The 16493-nt window shown below is 70.1% G+C and carries 13 protein-coding genes and 1 riboswitch; of the genes, 7 read left to right on the forward strand and 6 right to left on the reverse strand.

Annotated elements, in window-relative coordinates; genetic code table 11:
• Positions 1 to 2 precede the first annotated feature (2 nt).
• Positions 3 to 1274 carry a serine hydroxymethyltransferase gene (gene glyA, locus CCK91_RS13135; protein WP_064296623.1) on the reverse strand — a complete coding sequence of 424 codons (1272 nt, stop codon included), beginning with the start codon at positions 1272 to 1274 and terminating at the stop codon, positions 3 to 5.
• Between the two features lie 42 nt (positions 1275 to 1316).
• Positions 1317 to 1435, reverse strand: a riboswitch (ZMP/ZTP riboswitch).
• A 158-nt stretch (positions 1436 to 1593) separates the two neighbouring features.
• On the opposite strand from glyA, the gene CCK91_RS13140 reads away from it, so the two are divergent.
• Entirely contained in the window at positions 1594 to 3096 is a 1503-nt protein-coding gene (locus CCK91_RS13140) for a beta-N-acetylhexosaminidase (protein ID WP_086474416.1), read from the forward strand.
• A gap of 405 nt (positions 3097 to 3501) precedes the next feature.
• Positions 3502 to 5727, forward strand: coding sequence for a sigma-70 family RNA polymerase sigma factor (locus CCK91_RS20080; protein ID WP_086474417.1), 2226 nt, complete (start codon positions 3502 to 3504; stop codon positions 5725 to 5727).
• A 40-nt stretch (positions 5728 to 5767) separates the two neighbouring features.
• Here the strand turns inward: CCK91_RS20080 and CCK91_RS13150 are convergent, their stop codons facing one another.
• Positions 5768 to 6997, reverse strand: a complete 1230-nt coding sequence (locus CCK91_RS13150) for an MFS transporter (protein ID WP_086474418.1) — start codon at positions 6995 to 6997, stop codon at positions 5768 to 5770.
• Positions 6998 to 7181: 184 nt separating this feature from the next.
• On the opposite strand from CCK91_RS13150, the gene CCK91_RS13155 reads away from it, so the two are divergent.
• The 5 genes from CCK91_RS13155 to CCK91_RS13175 are packed head-to-tail and all read left to right on the forward strand — an operon-like array spanning position 7182 to position 11404.
• Positions 7182 to 7574 carry a MerR family transcriptional regulator gene (locus CCK91_RS13155; protein WP_159453310.1) on the forward strand — a complete coding sequence of 131 codons (393 nt, stop codon included), beginning with the start codon at positions 7182 to 7184 and terminating at the stop codon, positions 7572 to 7574.
• Between the two features lie 27 nt (positions 7575 to 7601).
• A complete protein-coding gene (gene purU, locus CCK91_RS13160; protein WP_369821902.1) occupies positions 7602 to 8498 on the forward strand; it encodes a formyltetrahydrofolate deformylase in 897 nt (298 codons plus the stop codon).
• A 40-nt stretch (positions 8499 to 8538) separates the two neighbouring features.
• Positions 8539 to 8895, forward strand: a complete 357-nt coding sequence (locus CCK91_RS13165; RefSeq protein WP_234993927.1) for a YrdB family protein — start codon at positions 8539 to 8541, stop codon at positions 8893 to 8895.
• The gene (nagA, locus tag CCK91_RS13170) at positions 8892 to 10046 is read left to right on the forward strand and encodes an N-acetylglucosamine-6-phosphate deacetylase (protein WP_086474420.1); all 1155 of its coding nucleotides are present in this window, start codon (positions 8892 to 8894) and stop codon (positions 10044 to 10046) included. The genes CCK91_RS13165 and nagA overlap by 4 nt, the downstream gene beginning before the upstream one ends.
• On the forward strand, positions 10043 to 11404 hold the full coding sequence (locus CCK91_RS13175) for an FAD-binding oxidoreductase (RefSeq protein ID WP_086474421.1): 1362 nt from the start codon (positions 10043 to 10045) through the stop codon (positions 11402 to 11404). Before nagA ends, CCK91_RS13175 begins: the two co-directional genes overlap by 4 nt.
• A gap of 116 nt (positions 11405 to 11520) precedes the next feature.
• Here the strand turns inward: CCK91_RS13175 and CCK91_RS13180 are convergent, their stop codons facing one another.
• The 4 genes from CCK91_RS13180 to ptsP all read right to left on the reverse strand — a co-directional run bounded on the left by CCK91_RS13180 (position 11521) and on the right by ptsP (position 16490).
• A complete protein-coding gene (locus CCK91_RS13180) occupies positions 11521 to 12675 on the reverse strand; it encodes a mannitol-1-phosphate 5-dehydrogenase (RefSeq protein ID WP_086474422.1) in 1155 nt (384 codons plus the stop codon).
• Complete coding sequence (locus CCK91_RS13185; RefSeq protein WP_064296632.1) at positions 12675 to 13109, reverse strand: PTS sugar transporter subunit IIA; 435 nt, start codon at positions 13107 to 13109, stop codon at positions 12675 to 12677. The genes CCK91_RS13180 and CCK91_RS13185 overlap by 1 nt, the downstream gene beginning before the upstream one ends.
• 118 nt (positions 13110 to 13227) lie before the next feature.
• A complete protein-coding gene (locus CCK91_RS13190) occupies positions 13228 to 14814 on the reverse strand; it encodes a PTS mannitol transporter subunit IICB (protein ID WP_086474423.1) in 1587 nt (528 codons plus the stop codon).
• Positions 14811 to 16490 (reverse strand): phosphoenolpyruvate--protein phosphotransferase, encoded by a 1680-nt coding sequence (ptsP, locus tag CCK91_RS13195; protein WP_085510291.1) that lies wholly within the window; start codon positions 16488 to 16490, stop codon positions 14811 to 14813. The genes CCK91_RS13190 and ptsP overlap by 4 nt, the downstream gene beginning before the upstream one ends.
• Positions 16491 to 16493 lie beyond the last annotated feature (3 nt).

Below are 16493 nucleotides of genomic sequence, written 5' to 3' on the forward strand. Positions count from 1 at the left end.
CCCTACTGCTGGAGGCCGGGGTAGAGCGGGAAGCGCTCGGCGAGCGCAGTGACGCGCTCCCGGAGGGCTCCGGCCTCGGCACCGTTGCGCAGTGCGAGGGCGATGATGTCGGCGACCTCGGCGAACTCGGTGTCGCCGAAGCCACGCGTCGCGAGTGCCGGCGTACCGATCCGCAGGCCGGAGGTGACCATCGGCGGGCGCGGGTCGAACGGCACCGAGTTGCGGTTGACCGTGATGCCGACCTCGTGGAGGAGGTCTTCGGCCTGCTGGCCGTCGAGCTCGGAGGTGCGGAGGTCGGCGAGCACGAGGTGCACGTCGGTGCCGCCGGTGAGGACGTCGATGCCGGCGGCCTTCGACGCCTCGGAGGTGAGCGCCTCGGCGAGGAGCTTGGCACCGCGGAGCGTGCGCTCCTGGCGGTCCTTGAACTCCGCCGTGGCGGCGAGCTTGAACGCCGTCGCCTTGGCGGCGATGACGTGCATGAGCGGTCCGCCCTGCTGGCCGGGGAACACGTTCGAGTTGAGCTTCTTGGCAAGCTCCATGTCGCGGCTCACGATGAAGCCGGAGCGCGGGCCGCCGATGGTCTTGTGCACGGTGGAGGACACGACGTCGGCGAACGGCACGGGCGACGGGTGGACGCCTGCGGCGACGAGGCCGGCGAAGTGCGCCATGTCGACCCAGAGCTTCGCGCCGACCTCGTCGGCGATCGCGCGGAACGCGGCGAAGTCGAGCTGGCGCGGGTAGGCGGACCAACCGGCGATGATGACCTGCGGCTTGTGCTCGAGTGCCTTGTCGCGGACAACGTCCATGTCGACGAGGAAGGTCTCGGGGTCGACGCCGTAGGAGACCGCGTTGTAGAGCTTGCCCGAGAAGTTGAGCTTCATGCCGTGGGTGAGGTGACCACCGTGGGCGAGCTCGAGGCCGAGGATGGTGTCGCCGGGGGTGGCGATCGCCGAGAGGACCGCGGCGTTGGCCGTGGCGCCCGAGTGCGGCTGGACGTTCGCGTACGCGGCACCGAAGAGGCTCTTGGCCCGCTCGATCGCGAGGGACTCGGCGATGTCGACGAACTCGCAGCCACCGTAGTAGCGACGACCCGGGTAGCCCTCGGCGTACTTGTTGGTGAGGACACTGCCCTGCGACTGCAGGACGGAGACGGGCACGAAGTTCTCGCTCGCGATCATCTCGAGGGTGTTGCGCTGGCGACCGAGCTCCTGCTCGAGGACCGCTGCGATCTCGGGATCGACCTCGGAGAGTGGCGCGTTGAAGGTGTCGGACAAGACTGGCTCCCTTTTGTGACAGAACGGATGTCGGTGATGTGCCGTTTCGGCCCAGGCGTGCGGCCGAATCCGCCCTTGTCTTCAAGGTGCAGGGTCGCTCCCCGATGGTGAACCATCTGAGGCGGAGCGGAACTCCGTCTATACGCCAGTTGCGACTGCTAGCAGCATAGCAACGGGACGCCCGACGCGCACCGTCCTGTGGAGAGGCCGGGCAGCCGTGGGGGCCGGTGTGTCAGGATGGCTGGACGCTTGTTCACCCTCCGAACAAACCCTGATCCAGCCCCCACGATCCGCGTCGCCGACGCCGAAGGAACCACGCATGAGCCTGCTGCCCCGCCCCGTCTCGCAGACCACGGACGCCTCCGCTCCCCCGTTCCGGTTGTCGGCGGACTCGGTGATCCGTACCGACCCGTCGGCGGCGACCACGGCCCGGATCCTCGCCGACGCCCTGCGCGTTTCGACGGGGTTCGCGCTCCCGGTCGAGACCCTCGGCATGGAGCACGCCGTGGACTCCGTGAGTGCGGACATCGCGCTGTCGATCGACCCCCGCCTGTCGACGACGAGCGGGGCCTACCGATTGACCGCCGCGGCCTCCAGTGTCGAGATCGTCGGCGCGGACGCCGACGGGGTCCACCACGGCACGCAGACGCTGAGGCAGCTCCTCCCGCCGGCCAATTGGGCACCGACGGCCGGCGCACAGGACTGGATCATCACCGCGACCGTCATCGACGACGCTCCGCGCTTCGCCTACCGCGGCGCGATGCTCGACGTCGCGAGGCACTTCTTCACGGTCGCGCAGGTGCAGCGGTTCATCGACCAGATCGCAGCACTCAAGCTCAACCACCTGCATCTGCATCTCACCGACGACCAGGGGTGGCGCCTCGAGATCGCCGGGTGGCCCGAGCTCACCGGGATCGGTGCGGCGACCGCAGTCGGTGGAGGCACGGGTGGCTCATACAGCGCCGACGACTACCGGGCGATCATCGAGTACGCCGCCGACCGCCGCGTCACAATCGTCCCCGAGATCGACGTCCCCGGACACACGAACGCGGTCCTCACGGCGTATCCCGAACTCAACCCGGACGGCGTCGCCCGCGAGCCGTACACCGGCACGGAGGTCGGCTTCTCGAGCCTCGACATCCATGCCGAGTCCACCTACACGTTCCTCGACGACGTGTTCACCCAGCTCGCCGCGATGACCCCGGGCCCCTACCTCCACCTCGGCGGCGATGAAGCGCTCGCCACCACTGAAGCGGACTTCCTCCACTTCGCCCGTCGGGTGTCCGAGTTGGTCGCCACGACCGGGAAGACCGCCATCGCCTGGCACGAGTTCGGCGCGTCACGCGACCTCGCCCCCGGCACCATCGGCCAGTACTGGAACTACGTCTCCCCCGAGGACGGTCACGCCGACAAGCTGCGCTCGTTCGTGGATCAGGGCGGGCAGGTCATCATGTCCCCGGCCGATGCCGCCTACCTCGACATGCAGTACCCCGACGTCGCGACGGCCGGCCTCACCTGGGCGGACGGCCCCACGAGTGTCGAACGCTCCGCCGTCTGGGAGCCGACCGAGATCGTCGAAGGCGTCGGTGAGCAGGACATCCTCGGCGTCGAGGCCCCGCTCTGGACGGAGACCGTGGCCGACGTGCAGACGCTCGAGTTCCTCGTCTTCCCGCGGGTCGCGTCCATCGCGGAGATCGGCTGGTCGGAGCGACGCGCGCCGGACTGGAGCGACTTCCGGGTCCGACTGGCCGAGCTTGCGCAGGGCTGGTCGGCCGCGGGCATCGCCTTCCACCGCTCCCCCGAGGTCAGCTGGCTCGACTGATCCGAGCGATGGACGGGAAAGGCGGCCGGGAGTGATGCTCGCCCCCGAGCACCACTCCCGGCCTGTCGACGGGTACGCACGAAGGCGCCCCCTCCCGTCGAGATCTGCAACGTTTCGGGTCCGTTGCCCGATGCGCACCGGCCGTGGCGCGCATCGTGGCCGTCCGGGGACGACCCAGCCGGGTCCCCGTCGCCGGGAATCCTGCTGTTCATCCTGAGAGAGTGCCTCCCGAGCAGGTCATGACGCGGTTTCCCAGAACAATCGAAACGGATCTTCCTCGGCGCCAGCGACTGTCCGCGAGACACCTCGTGCCAAGATGAGGAATCGGCGTCATGATCCCGCTTCACCCGACTCTCTTGAGCGGGCACGGTGCCCGGTAGTGCGCAGCTCGCAGACGGAGGCATCATGAGCCTGGACACATCCCCGGCTTCATCGCTCACCGAGCGATCGGATGCCGAGCTCATCGAGCACACCCGAACGGGCTCGCAGGATGCCTATGCGGAGCTGTGGCGACGGCACTCGAACGCCGGACGGACCGTCGCCCGGTCCGTCACCTCGAGCCTCGATCCCGACGACCTCGTCTCGGAGTCCTTCGCCCGCATCTATCAGGCGGTCCGCCGCGGCAAGGGCCCCACCGGCGCCTTCCGCCCCTACCTGTTCACGACCATCCGGAACACCGCGGCCGCATGGGGCCGGTCGCGCCGGGAGACGTCGCTCGACACCCTCGACTCCTTCGAGGACCCGGACACGAACGAGGCGTCCTCGATCGAGGCCCTCGACCGCAGCCTGAGTGCCCGAGCGTTCCGGAGCCTGCCGACCCGGTGGCAGGAGGTGCTCTGGTATACGGAGATCGAGGCGATGACGCCCGCGGAGGTCGCGCCGCTCCTCGGGATGAAGGCCAACTCGGTGTCCGCGCTCGCCTACCGAGCACGCGAGGGGCTGCGCGAAGCGTGGATCCAGGCGCACCTGCAGGCCGTCGACGACGACTCGGAGCACGCCTTCACGATCAGCAGGCTCGGATCGTACGCGCGCGGGAACCTCTCCGCCCGCGACACGGCCAAGGTCGAGTCGCACCTGGACGCCTGTCAGCGGTGCACCATCGTGGCCGCTGAGGCGAAGGAGGTCGGCTCGCGCATGGCGCTCGTGCTCCTCCCCCTCGTCGCAGGCGCCGCCGGTGCAGCCGGCTACACCGCGTGGTTGCAGGCGAACGGCCCGTCGGCGACCGCGGTCGCCGCGATGCCGGCCGGTGTCACCAGCGGAGTCGCACTGACAGCGCACCTGAGCACCTCGGTGACGGCCGCCGGCGGAGCAGCGGCTTCCGGTGCAGTCGGTTCCAGTGGCGCCGCGTCGGGTGTCGGCGCCTCGTCGGGTGTCGGCGCCGCGTCGGGTGTCGGCGTCGCGGGTGCGGCGACGGCGGGTCTCTCCGGTGGGGTCATCGCCGCGATCGCCGTCGGCGTCGTCGCGGCGATGACCGCCGCCGCACTCGTCCTGGGTCCGATGGTGTTTCCGCCGAACGCCGACACGCCGACCTCCGGCACGGCTGCTGGGTCCACCGATCCGTCCGCCGCCCCGTCGCCGGGTGCGGCCCCGATCGCCGGCCCGACGCCGACACCCTCATCCCCGGCACCGACTCCGAGTCCGAGTCCGAGCGACGATGGGACGCCGGATCCCGTCGTGGTCTCCCCGCAGGTTCCGACGCCCACTGCCCCACCGGTCGCTCCACCCGTCGCCCCGGTCGATCCCGTCGACCCGACCGAACCCACAGCGCTCCCGGCACCGACCATGGTCGCCGACTCCGGCGGCGGGTACCTGTGGCCCACATTCAGCGGCACCGGAGCGGCCGGAGCCACCATCGACGTCCTCGACGGCGACGTCGTGGTCGCTTCGACGGTCGTGCCGGGGTCCGCGCAGCGGTCATCGATCGCCGCCGCCCCGGTGACCGGGACCTGGTCGACAGGACCGGTCGTCCTCGACCGGTCTGGGTCCTTCACCCTCACCGTGCGCCAGACCCTCGGCGACCAGGTCACCGTGTCCGCGGAACCTGCCAGTATGACGATCATCGGACCCTCGATCTCCGGATTCGAGACGGTCCTGTCGTTCCCGGTCCTGGGGCCGGACGCACCGATCATCATCAGCGGTGCTCCGAACGGCGCGATCGGGTACACGCTCGACGGAGGTGACGAGCAACGCGTCGCGCTCGACGCCGGCGGTCGAGCGACACTCACCGGCGACGCTGTCGCCGTCGGGTTCCACGAGCTCAGCGTCTGGAGCGTCGACCCGTCCGACCCATCGCGCGTGGGACCTACGACCTCCGTCGAGTACTTCTCGCTGACCGGACTCCTGAATACCGACGCCGCCGTCGATCCGGCGACGGCCCCGCTCCCGGAAGCGGTTCCGGACACCGCATCGGACGCGCCTCCCGCACCGGACGCGGCTCAGGCCGTCGTCGACCCGATCGCGGAGCAGACCCCGGCGGAAGCGGCTCCCGCGACGGAGTCGGACGTGCCGGGTCCGACCGAGCCGGATCCGGCGACGGAGACGCCGGTTGAGACCGCGCCCGACGTCACCGCGCCGACCGATGGCGCAGACGCCTCACCGGCGCCGACGACGGACGCATCGGCAGCGCCGTGAACGCGCTCGCGCAACCCTCCCGCGAGGGGCTGTCGCGTGATCAGACGGACTCTCGCTTGCGGGTGCGCAGCACGTCCGCCGCGAGAAGCGAGGTCGCAACGACGGCGAGGCACACGTACACCCACGGCAGCACGCCGAGACCGATCTCGGCGAGGAGCAACGCGCCGAGCGCCGAGCCGCCACCGATCCCCGTGTTGAACGCCGTCGTGTAGAACGCGTTCGCGGTGTCGCGGATGCGCGGGCTCGCCGCGTGCAGGAGGCGCGTCTGCATGAGCGGCGGCAGCATGCCGAAGGCCGTCCCCCAGAGGAAGAACGCGACGAGTGCGCCCGGAAGCCAGCCTGCCGAGAGGGCGAGGACGCTCACCATGGCCGCCGAAACGGTCAGGGCGACGAACAGACCCGTGGTCGCACGCCTCGCGAAGACGCTGCCGGTGAGGATGAGGCCGATCGCGCCCGCGACGCCGTAGACGAGGAGGAGGATGCTGAGCTGGCCGGCCGGGACACCGACCTCGCCGATGAGGAAGGGCGCGATGTAGGTGTAGAACGCGTAGTGGCCCGCCATGATGACGCCGACCGCGATGCAGACGATCGCGACCGGGACGATGCTCGGATCACGGCCCGTGGCGCCCGAGGCGGCCGCGTGCGACTCCTCCCGACCGACGGGCGGCAGCTTCCACCACACGACGACGGCGCCGAGGAGCATGGCCGCGGCGAGCACGCCGAACGCGAGTCGCCAGCCGAGCGCGTGCCCGAGCGCGGTGCTGAGCGGGACGCCGAGGACGAAGGCGAGCGTGCCTCCCGCGATCGTCACTGACACGGCGCGGGCGAGCTGTTCCTTCGGGACCAGGTGACCGGCGTACGCGCCGACGACCGCCCAGAAGACGCCATGGGCGAGCCCGCCGAGCACCCGGGTGGCGACGAGGAGCTCGTAGTTCGGGGCGAGCGCGCCGAGACCGGTGCTCACGCCGAGGACGACGATGACGGCGACGAGCAACGCGTGTCGCGGGACACGCCTGGTGAGGTGGATGAGCGCGGTGCTCGACAGCACCACCGTGAAGGCGAACACGCTGACGAGGAGCCCGACCTGCGACTCGGTCACGCCGAGCGAGGTGCTCATCTCCGGAAGGAGGCCGGTCGGGATCATCTCGCCGGTGACGGAGAGGAAGGTGCCCGCCGCGAGCGCGATCAGGCCGACCCAGGGGAACGGCGGCGGTGACGACGGCTTGGTGGGTTCGGCGGCGCGCGCCGAGGAGGGCGAAGAGGAGGTCATCGGATTGCTCCAACGATGGCGTTCACTCGTCGGCTGACGTGGCGGACGAGTTCGTCTACGCGCTGATGTGCGCGCCCAGGGTCAACCGACATCCGGCGACCGCGGACGAGTCTACCCGAGGGCGGGAATGCGGAGGACTCGATCCGACGTTGCAGCTGACGTGAAGGTGACAGAGAGGCCGCTCATGCGCATTGCAGAACTCGCTGAACGAACGGGTGTCCCGGCCACCCGGCTCCGCTCCTACGAGGAGGAGGGACTCCTGGTGGCGGTGCGTGCGTCGCACGCGCCCGACGAGTACGAACCGTCCGCGATCGACCACGTCGTCACGGTCGACAACCTGTTCGACGCGGGGCTCACGACCCGTCTCGTGCGCGTGGTCCTCGATCTCGACGAGACACGCGCCTCGCGCGCGGTGCCCGACTGCTCCCGCGCGACGGCTGAGTCGCTCCACGCGCAGATCGCCTCGATCGACGCCCGCATCGACTGCCTGCGGCAGAGCCGCGAGACGGTGCGGTCGTACCTGCGGCAGTCCTCCCACGCCGACCTCGTCGACGAGCGGTCCGTCCCTGCGGCTTGAGCGGTCGGGTCCCGGTAACCTGAGTCGGTGACGAACTCGACCGATCCCTCCGCTGTGCCATCGACCACGCACGAGCGCTCCGTCCACTGGGTGCTCTCGATCATCTGCGAGGACCGGCCCGGCATCGTGCACGCGATCAGCGGTGCGATCGTCGAGGCCGACGGCAACATCACCGAGAGCCAGCAGTTCTCGAGCGATGACACCGGACGGTTCTTCATGCGGCTCCAGGTCGAGGCTGCGGTCTCACGCGAGCGCTTCGAGGCGGCCATCGCGCCGGTCGTCGAGCGGTACGCGCTCCAGTGGCGGCTCGACGTCGTCGGTCGCCCGCTCCGGACGCTCGTCCTGGCCTCGACGGCGGCACACTGCGTCAACGACCTCCTGTTCCGCCAGCGGGCCGGCCAGCTCCCGGTCGAGATCCCCCTCGTGCTCAGCAACCACGGTTCGCTCCGCGATCTCGCCTCCTTCTACGGCGTGCCCTTCGAGGCGCTGCCCGTGACGGACGCCACCTCGAAGGCGGCGTTCGAGGCCAGGGTCGTCGAGGCCGTCGAGGAGCACGACATCGAGCTCGTCGTCCTCGCGAGGTACATGCAGATCCTCTCCCCCGAGCTCTGCGAGCGCCTCGCCGGCCGGGCCATCAACATCCACCACTCCTTCCTGCCCGGCTTCAAAGGTGCGAACCCGTACAAGCAGGCGCATGCTCGCGGCGTCAAGCTCATCGGCGCGACGGCGCACTTCGTGACCAGCGACCTCGACGAGGGGCCGATCATCGAGCAGAACGTCGTCCGTGTGGACCACTCCCGCTCCCCCGCAGAGCTCGTCGCCATCGGTCAGGACGAGGAGAGCCGCACCCTCACCCAGGCGGTGAAGTGGTTCGCCGAGGACCGCGTCCTCCTCGACGGCGCGCGGACGATCATCTTCCGCTGACCCGGAGCGTGGTCCCGGCCATGCGCCGTAGAATCGTGTGGTGTCTGAACGAACTCCCGCCGATGTGAAGATCGGCCCCAACGAGATCCTGCGGTTCTTCCTCGAACTCTTCGCCTTCTTCTCGCTCGGTTTCTGGGGCGTCGCGGTGTGGCCGTTCCCCCTGAACGTGGTCGTCGGGATCGCCGCGCCGGTCGTGGCGATCATCCTCTGGGCGCTGTTCCTCTCGCCGCGCGCCGTGATCCGGATCGACCTCTACGGCCAGGCGGTCGTCGAGCTCCTCATCTTCGCGGCGGCGGCGCTCGCCTGGTTGCACCTCGGGCAACCGATCATCGCGACCGTCTTCGCCGTGGTCGCCGTCGCCAGTGGTGTCGTCCGCGGCCGGAAGCAGCTCGCATGACCGGGCTCCTGATCCACTCCGCCACCAAGGTCGACGTCGACGGCCACCAGGACGCCTTCTGGCTGCACGCGGTCGACGGTGTCATCCGCTCCACCGGCACCGGCGACGACTGGCGGTCCGTCCCCGTCGGCGACGACGCATCCGTCGTCGACGCACACGGCGGCCATCTCACGCCAGGGTTCATCGACCTCCACGTCCACGGCGGTGGGGGGTCGTCATTCGACGACGGACGCGACGCCATCGGACGCGCGCTCGCGGCGCACCGGGCACACGGGACCACGAGAACGCTCATCAGTCTCGTCTCGAACCCGGTCGACGCCCTCGTCGCGAGCCTCGAGGGGATCGCCGACCTCGTCGCCGAGGATCCCCTGGTCCTCGGAGCCCACCTCGAAGGCCCGTTCCTCTCACCGGTCAAGAAGGGCGCGCACGACCCCGGTGCGCTCATCGACCCGAGCCCGGCGGTCGTCGAACGCCTCATCGACGCGAGCCGAGGCACGCTCCGGCAGATCACGATCGCTCCCGAGCTGCCGAACGCACTCGAGGCCATCCAGGTCCTCGTCGAGGCCGGCGTCATCGTCGCCGTGGGGCACACGGACGCCGACGAGGCATTGACGAAGACGGCGTTCGACCTCGGTGCCCGACTCGTCACCCACGTCTTCAACGCGATGAACGGGATCCACCACCGCGCGCCAGGACCGATCATCGCCTCCTTCGCCGACGAGCGGGTCACGGTCGAGCTCATCCTCGACGGCGAACACGTGCACCCCGACGTCGCCAAGCTCGCCTTCGAGCAGGCCCCGGGCCGCGTCGCACTCATCACCGACGCGATGGCCGCAGCCGGGTCCTCGGACGGCCGTTACCTCCTGGGAGCGCTCGAGGTCCAGGTGACGGACGGTCTGGCGCGGCTCGTGGAAGGCGACTCGATCGCCGGTTCCACGCTGACGCTCGACCGGGCGCTCCGACTCGCCGTCGCGAGCGGTGTCGCGGCGGACGCGGCGGTCGGTGCCCTCACGAGCACCCCGGCCCGTGTCCTCGGCCTCGCCGACCGCTTCGGACGGCTGGCCCCGGGATACGCCGCGGACGCCGTCCTCCTCGACCACCAGTGGAACGTCCAGGCGGTCTGGGCCGACGGATCAGCCCTGCCGCGATGACGACGCAGACCGTCCTCGACGCCCTCCGTGACGCCCTCGGCGACGCGGTCTCGACGACGGACGCCGTCCTCGCGGACGCACGGTCCGACAAATCGGGTCACGTGTCCGACGCCCCACCGATCGCCGTGGTCTCCGCGCGCTCCATCGCAAACGTCCAGACGGTGATGCGGATCGCCACCGCGACCGGGACGCCGGTCGTGACGCGCGGCGCCGGTACCGGACTGGCCGGCGGCGCGCTCGGCGGCGCGGGCGAGATCGTCCTGTCGACGCTCCAGATGCAGCGCGTCCTCGAGATCAACGAACCCGACCTCCTCGCGGTGGTCGAACCAGGCATCATCAACGGCGCCTTCAACGACCTCCTGCTCGCCAGAGGGCTCTGGTTCGCGCCCGACCCGGCGAGCCGCGCGATCTCGACCGTCGGTGGGAACATCGCGACCGGTGCCGGCGGCCTGCTCTGCGCCAAGTACGGCGTGACGCGCGACGCCGTCCTCGCCCTCAAGGTGGTGCTGGCCGACGGACGGCTCATCAGCGTCGGGCACCGGAGCGTGAAGGGGGTCACCGGCCTCGACCTCACGAGTCTCATGGTCGGCTCCGAGGGCGTCCTCGGCGTCATCGTCGAGGCGACCGTCCGCATCCGGCGCGTGACGCCGGGCACCGTCGCGACCATCGCCGGGTACTTCCCGAGCGTGGTCTCGGCAGCGGAGGCCACCGCCGCCGTCACCGCATCCGGTGTCCAGCCGTCGATCATGGAGCTGCTCGACCCCGTCGCGCTCGTCGCCGTGCACCGCTACCTGCAGCTGCCGACCCCCACCAGCGGCGAGGCGCACGTCGTGATCCAGACCGACGGCCCGAACGCCGAGGCGGAGGCCGCCGCGATCCTCGAGGTGCTCCACGCCCGCGGCGGGCGTGCCGAGATGTCCACCGACCACGCGACGGGTGAGCATCTGTTGGCCGTCCGCCGCGCCCTGCATCCCTCGCTCGAGCAGTTCGGCACGCCGCTCATCGAGGACGTGTCGGTCCCCCGCAGCCAGTTGGCGGCGATGTTCACGGCGATCGGCGAGATCGAGCGCCGGTACGGCATCTCCATCCCCACGGTCGCGCACGCGGGCGACGGCAACCTCCACCCGAACTTCGTCTTCGAGGGTGTCGAGGTACCAGACCTCATCTGGCAGGCCGCCGACGACCTCTTCACCACCGCGCTGCGGCTCGGCGGCACCCTCACCGGCGAGCATGGCATCGGCCTGCTCAAGAAGCGCTGGCTCGGCGACGAGCTCGGCGAGGATCAGCTCGCGCTCCAGCACGGGATCAAGCGGCTGTTCGACCCGGAGAACCTCCTCAACCCGGGCAAGATGTTCTGAAGCCCTTCGACAGGCTCAGGGACCCGAATGGGGCGCGCTCAGGGGCCGGAGACCGGCCGGGAAACGGCGACAGGCCCAGGGTCCGGAGATCCGGTCCCTGAGCCTGTCGAAGGGCGTTACGCGAGCGATGCCTGTCGGGCGACGACCTGCGCGAGAACCGCAGGAGCCAGCGGGTGCTCGGGGGCGAGCCCGGTGACCTCCTCGACGAAGGTGCCCGGAGCGAGCTCGTGGAGCTTCGCCTGCAGATGGACACTCTGCTCGTCGTCGGCGACGTCGAACTCGAGCGCGGCACCGATGGCCGAGACCAGTGCGTCGTGGGCCATGCCGCGCTCCGCCAGCTCGGCGGCGGGTCCGATGAACCGCTCGGTCCGGCTCAGCTTGCGCAGCGGCTGCCGACCGACGCGCTCGACGGTGTCGGGCAGGTGCACGTTCGCGAAGCGACGGAGGATCGTCTCGCGGTACTCGCGTTGCGCGTCGACGTCGAGCCCGTGCTTGGCGACGAGCAGCGCGGAGGTCTCCTCCAGCACCGCACCGACGGCTACGGCAATCGACGGCTCGGCGAGCGCTTCGGCGATGGTCCCGATACCGGCGCGCGCACCGAAGTAGGCGACGGAGGCGTGGCCGGTGTTCACGGTGAAGAGCTTCCGCTCGATGTACGGCGCGAGCTCCTCGACGAAGTGGGCACCGGGGATCGACGGCAGCGAGCCGTTGAACGCCGGGGTCTCGATCGCCCACTCGTAGAACGTCTCGACCGTCACGTCGATGCCCTGCCCGGCGGGCTGGCCCGGGACGATGCGGTCCACGGCCGTGTTCGCGAACACGGCCCGGGTCGACAGCGACGCCCAGGCCTCGTCGCCGACCGCCTGGCGCACCTCGGTGGCGAGCAGGTCGGTGGCGTTGATCGCGTTCTCGCAGGCCATGACCGCGAGCGGAGCGGCGTCGGCCGGACGGGCGGCGATCCCCCGAGCGATGACCGGAGCGACGAAGCGCAGGATGGTCGGCCCGACGGCGGTGGTCACCACGTCGGCGGTGGCGATCTCCTGGACCAGGGCCTCCTCGTCGGTGGCACTGTTGACCGCGCGGAACCCGGTGACGACCGTGTCCTTCGCGCCGTCGCCCACCTCGTGCACCGTGTAGCTGTCGGCCGCGGCGATCGCATCGATGAGCTCGGCGTTGACGTCCGCGAAGACGACCTCGTAGCCCCCCTCGTGGAGGAGCAGGCCGACGAAGCCGCGCCCGATGTTGCCGGCGCCGAAGTGGACGGCTCGCATCACTCGTTGACCTCGCTCAGGAGCGCGTAGAGCTCCTCAGGCGTCTCGGCAGCGAGCAGCTTGGCGACCTCGTCGTCCTCGGAGAAGATGATGGCGATCTTGGAGAGGATCTCCATGTGCCCGCCGTCCTTGCCGGCGATGCCGACGACGAAGCGGACCTCGTCGCCGTCCCAGTCGATGGGGGTCTCGTAGCGGGTGAACGACAGGGCGGAATCGCGGACCGCCTCCTTCGCGTCGTTCGTCCCGTGCGGGATGGCGAGGAGGTTGCCCATGTAGGTCGACACGGACTGCTCGCGGGCGAGCATGGCCTCGAAGTACTCGTCGGTCACGGCGCCGGCCGCTTCGAGGGCGTCGGCAGCGCGGCGGATGGCCTCCTCCTGCGTCACCGTCCCGGTGACGATGGTGATCCGATCCTGGGTCAGTACCTGCGACATGTCTTCCTCTGCATTCGTCGTGCGGGGCTCCGCCGGTGCGGTCCGGAGCCGGATGAAGGGCGGTGGATGGAGCCCCGGGGCGCACGCCCTTCGCGTGCGCCCCGGGATCGTTCCGTTGCTAGTGTGCTCCCTCTCCGCGGAGCAACTCCACCACTTCGTCGTACTTCGGAGAGTTCATGAAGTTGTCGACCGACATGTGCACGGCACTCGGGGTCTTCTCCTTCGCGCGCTCCGTCAGCTCGCGCTGGGTGATGACGAGGTCGACGTCGTCGGCGAGGTTCGCGATCGCCTTGTTCGTGACGGTGATCTCGTCGATGCCGGCCTTCTTGATCTTGTTGCGGAGCACCGAGGCGCCCATCGCACTCGAACCCATACCGGCATCGCACGCGAAGACGATGTTGCGGATCGGTCCGCGCTCGAGCGTCGTGACGACGCCCTCGTCGACGACGTCAGCTCCGGCTGCGGCGCTTCCGGCGGAGAGGTTGCCGAGCACGCTCGACTTCTTGCCCTTGGCGGCTTCGGTCGCGGCGACGGCGGCCGAGAGGTCACCGGCGTTCTCGTTCTCGAGGTCGCGCTTCCGGCTGGCCCGCAGGATGATCGCGGAGATCGCGAACGAGACGGCTGCTGCGACGATGACCGACAGGATCACGCCGAAGTAGCTGTCGGGTGCCGTCTGGATGAGCACGGCGATGATGCTGCCGGGCGAAGCAGGGGCGCGGAGACCCGTGTTGAACGCGACGTTCGTCGCCACACCGGCCATGCCGCCACCGATCGCGGCCAGGACCAGCATCGGCTTCATGAGCACGTACGGGAAGTAGATCTCGTGGATGCCACCGAAGAACTGGATGATGACGGCGCCGGGAGCCGACGCCTTCGCGAGACCGATGCCGAAGAAGCAGAACGCGAGCAGGATGCCGAGGCCCGGACCGGGGTTCGCCTCGAGGAGGAACAGGATGGACTTGCCGGTCTCCTCGGACTGCTGGACACCGAGCGGGGTCAGCACACCGTGGTTGATGGCGTTGTTGAGGAAGAGGATCTTGCCCGGCTCGATGAAGATGCTCGCGATCGGCAGGAGCGAGTTGGCGACGAGCCAGTCGACGATGCCCTCGAGGAAGCTGCTGAGCGCGGTGACGATCGGGGCGATGCCGTAGAACCCGCCGATGGCGAGGAGGGCTCCGAGGATACCCGCGGAGAAGTTGTTGACCAGCATCTCGAAGCCGGCCTTGATCTTGCCGTCCCAGATCCGGTCCACCTGCTTCATGAGCCACGCGGCGAGCGGGCCCATGATCATCGCACCGATGAACATCGGGATCGCGCTGCCGACGATGACGCCCATGGTCGCGATGGAGGCGACGACGCCGCCACGCTCACCGTAGATCATGCGGCCACCGGTGTTCGCGATGAGCAGCGGGAGCAGGTACGTGATCATCGGGCCGACGAGCCCGACGTACTGCGGGAAGGTCGTGCCGTCGTCGGCCTGCGCGAGTGCCGTCGCGGCACCCTGCCAGCCGATGAGGTCGGCGTTGCCGAAGCCGCCGAGCACGCCGTTCGGGAGCCAGCCGGTGGCGATGAAGAACGCGGTGATGAGGCCCCAGGCGATGAAGGCCGCGATGTTCGGCATGACCATGCCGGAGAGGAAGGTGCCGAATCGCTGAACGCCGACTCGTGCACCTCCCGGCTTCTTGGGAGTAGACGTCGTTGTCATGATGATGTTGCCTCTTTCATTTCGGGAGTCGTTGCAGCGGTGGCCGCTGCCCTGGCTTCGGCCGCACCGTCGGCGGCCAATGCTGCTGCCGCGATGCGCCGGGCATCGTCGAGCGTGTACTGCTGGAGGGAGTGACGGACGTCGGCGAGCGCCGACGGTGACATGGACAGGGTGGTGGCGCCGAGTCCGACGAGGACGACGGCGAGGAGCGGGTCGGCGGCTGCTTCGCCGCAGATGCCGACCGGCTTGCCGTGGTGCTGGCCGGCTTCGCCGACGAGCTGCACGAGACGGAGGACCGCCGGGTGCCACGGGTCCTGGAACGCACCGACGGAACCGAGCAGGCGGTCCGCGGCGAGCGTGTATTGCGTGAGGTCGTTGGTCCCGATCGACGCGAATCCGGCGTGGGCGAGGACGCGGTCGGCGAGGAGGGCGCTCGACGGCACCTCCACCATGACACCGGGCGTCTTCAGACCGTACTCGGCGGCGATCGCCATGAAGTACTTCGTCTCCTCGACGGTCGACACCATCGGGGCCATGACCCAGAGGTCGGCGTCCGTCGCGGCGTCGGCCTGGGCGAGCGCCGTGAGCTGCTCGCGCAGGATGTCCTCGCTCGCCCGCAGTGCACGGAGGCCGCGGAGTCCGAGCGCCGGGTTGTCCTCGTGCGCGTCGTTCAGGAACGCCAACGGCTTGTCTGCACCGGCGTCGAGGACGCGCACGACGACCTTCTGGCCGGGGAAGGCGTTCAGGAGCTTCTCGTAGTGCGCACGCTGCTGCTCGACCGTCGGCGCGAGCGCCTGGTCGAGGAAGAGGAACTCGGTGCGGAAGAGGCCGACGCCCTCGGCGCCGAGCTCTGCGGCGGCGTCGGCGTGCTCGGCCGAGCCCAGGTTCGCGAGCAGCGGCACCGGGGTGCCGTCGGCCAACGCACCGGGGACGACCGGTGCGTTCACGAGCGCGAGGCGGTCGGCGATGCGCTGCTCCGTGGCGGCGACGAGCTCGGGGGTCGGATCGACCGTGACCTCACCGGTTGCCGCGTCGACGACGAGCGTCGTGCCGTCGGTCAGCTCGGCTGCTCCGACGACGCCGACGATCGCGACGATCGACTTCTCGCGGGCGAGGATCGCCGTGTGCGAGGTCGGGCCGCCGTCGCTCGTGACGAGGCCGAGGACCAGGTCGAGGTCGAGGAGTGCGGTGTCGGCCGGCGCGAGGTCGCGGGCGACGAGGATGAACGGGTGGCCGGGCGAGGGGACACCGGGGGCCGGCACGCCCATGAGGTCGGCGATGACCCGCTGCGACACGTCATCGAGGTCGGCGGCGCGCTCCCCGAGGTAGCCGCCCATCGCGGCGAGCTGGTCGCGGAACGAGGCGAAGGCCGCGTGGACCGCCCACTCGGCGGTCTTGCCGTCCGCGAGCCGCGTGGCGATCTCCTCGGCGAGGGTCGGGTCCTCCGCCATCATCGCCTGGGCCTCGAGGACGTCACGAGCAGCACCACCGGCAGCGGCGCCTCGGGCCTCGAGCTCGCGGGCGACCGCGGCGAGCGAGGTGTTCGCGCGCTCGGTCTCGGTCGCGAGGTCGAGGGTGCTGGCGACGTCGGCGGGCGCGGGGAGCGGGTCGGCCATGCGGGCCACCGGGCCGACGGCGACGCCCTGGCCGATACCGATGCCCTGGAACGCGGTCATCGG

Origin of the sequence: Plantibacter elymi (nom. nud.), assembly GCF_900177795.1 — a bacterium.
In the GTDB taxonomy this organism is placed as follows: domain Bacteria; phylum Actinomycetota; class Actinomycetes; order Actinomycetales; family Microbacteriaceae; genus Plantibacter; species Plantibacter elymi.

Bases quoted from the DNA above. Each gene is read 5' to 3' on its own strand.
- CCK91_RS13155 (WP_159453310.1), top strand. From the start codon at position 7,182: ATGCGCATTGCAGAACTCGCTGAACGAACGGGTGTCCCGGCCACCCGG.
- CCK91_RS13185 (WP_064296632.1), bottom strand. From the start codon at position 13,109: ATGTCGCAGGTACTGACCCAGGATCGGATCACCATCGTCACCGGGACG.
- CCK91_RS13140 (WP_086474416.1), top strand. From the start codon at position 1,594: ATGAGCCTGCTGCCCCGCCCCGTCTCGCAGACCACGGACGCCTCCGCT.
- CCK91_RS13150 (WP_086474418.1), bottom strand. From the start codon at position 6,997: ATGACCTCCTCTTCGCCCTCCTCGGCGCGCGCCGCCGAACCCACCAAG.
- ptsP (WP_085510291.1), bottom strand. From the start codon at position 16,490: ATGACCGCGTTCCAGGGCATCGGTATCGGCCAGGGCGTCGCCGTCGGC.
- CCK91_RS13180 (WP_086474422.1), bottom strand. From the start codon at position 12,675: ATGCGAGCCGTCCACTTCGGCGCCGGCAACATCGGGCGCGGCTTCGTC.
- CCK91_RS20080 (WP_086474417.1), top strand. From the start codon at position 3,502: ATGAGCCTGGACACATCCCCGGCTTCATCGCTCACCGAGCGATCGGAT.
- nagA (WP_086474420.1), top strand. From the start codon at position 8,892: ATGACCGGGCTCCTGATCCACTCCGCCACCAAGGTCGACGTCGACGGC.
- CCK91_RS13175 (WP_086474421.1), top strand. From the start codon at position 10,043: ATGACGACGCAGACCGTCCTCGACGCCCTCCGTGACGCCCTCGGCGAC.
- CCK91_RS13190 (WP_086474423.1), bottom strand. From the start codon at position 14,814: ATGACAACGACGTCTACTCCCAAGAAGCCGGGAGGTGCACGAGTCGGC.